At 36.5% G+C, this 1602-nt stretch carries 1 protein-coding gene; it reads left to right on the forward strand.

Translation table 11 applies throughout. The features are described from left to right. Positions 1-45 precede the first annotated feature (45 nt). Positions 46-1476 (forward strand): IS4 family transposase, encoded by a 1431-nt coding sequence (locus H540_RS0122200; protein ID WP_155891116.1) that lies wholly within the window; start codon positions 46-48, stop codon positions 1474-1476. Positions 1477-1602: the final 126 nt, after the last annotated feature.

The following is a 1602-nucleotide window of genomic DNA, read 5'->3' on the forward strand; positions in this document are numbered from 1 at the left end:
CGTTACTATTCTCTTATGTTAATGAGAAAGGGTGACGTGCTTTTTATGAATATGCGTCAAAAACAAGAGTTGTCTTTATTTGCCGAAGAGTTGTATCGGTATATGTCTCCCGCTGCATTGAATCAATTAGCTATAGAAGCAGGCGGAATGAAACGAAAACGGAAGTGTTATGGACACCATTTTTTATCTTTGTGTGTATGGTTAAATCAACAAATCGCTACTACCTCGCTTACTCAACTTTGTAGTCAATTAGAAACTTCAACAGGAATCTTATTGAGCCCTGAGGGGCTTAACCGACGATTTAACTCGGCTTCGGTAACCTTCTTTCGAAGTGTATTTACGACACTTCTACAAGCTAAATTTGGAGGGTTATCTAAGATATCTCATTCTCTTTCTGCTTACTTTGAGCGTATTCGCATCCTTGATTCAACAACCTTTCAAGTTCCTGATCGATTTGCATCTACTTATCCAGGTGCCGGTGGATGTAGTCATAAAGCTGGTGTGAAAATTCAGCTAGAGTATGACTTGTTGAGTGGAGAATTTTCTGATGTACAAATTGAACCAGGAAAACGAAGTGATCAGGCGTATGGGGCGAGTCGAACGGGTATGGTACAGAAAGACGAACTCTATATTCGTGACTTAGGGTATTTTCGTTTACAAGACTTTAAGTCCATCCAAGATAAGCAAGGATATTATCTATCACGCCTTAAGCTGCCTACGAAAATATATAGAAAAGAATTCAAAACAGTGGAATTTAAAACAAAACCCGCTCAATTGAAGCCGGTATATACACAAATTCATTTGGAAGATATCATGAAGCAATTACAACCTGGACAAGTGTATGAGTTACATGATGTATATGTAGGGAGTAAAGACAAACTTCCTACTCGCATTGTGGTGTATAGATGTACGGAAAAGCAAACACAGAAACGCTTACGTGATCGAGCGATTCGTGAAAAGAAAAAAGGGATTACCTATACAGAGCGTACGAAACATTTACAAGGAATTACAGTATACATGACAAACATTCCTGCGGAATGGGTACCAAAAGAGAAAATCTATGATTTATATTCACTACGTTGGCAAATCGAGCTTCTATTTAAAATATGGAAATCCTGGTTTCAAATTCATCGTTGTAAATCTATTAAACAGGAACGATTAGAATGTCATTTGTACGGGCAATTAATCGGTATTCTACTTTGTTCTTCTACTATGTTTAAAATGAGAGAGCTCCTGTTACGTAAGAAACAGAAAGAACTAAGCGAATATAAAGCAATGTACATAATTAAAGATTACTTCTTACTTTTTCATCAAGCATTACAAAAAAACACCCAAGAATTATCAAAGGTTCTCCTTCGTCTGTTTAACCTCCTACAGCAAAACGGACGAAAATCTCATCGGTACGAGAAAAAGACAGTCTTTGATATTTTGGGTGTTGTTTATAATTATACCACTCCGGCTCATCAGGTAGCATAGTTAAAAAATAAACCCATTCGGGTTTATTTGGTATGCGTACTTTTAAAACATCTGTAAAAGGTAATAAAAAACTACTTGGAAAACCTTAACTTTTATATCCAAATGTATCTTAAGTTGATGGATGTG

Source organism: Ectobacillus panaciterrae DSM 19096, assembly GCF_000430785.1.
Lineage (GTDB): Bacteria > Bacillota > Bacilli > Bacillales > Bacillaceae_G > Ectobacillus > Ectobacillus panaciterrae.

What these genes read in the sequence shown, in the direction of transcription:
- H540_RS0122200 (WP_155891116.1), top strand. Translation starts at nt 46, where the DNA reads ATGAATATGCGTCAAAAACAAGAGTTGTCTTTATTTGCCGAAGAGTTG.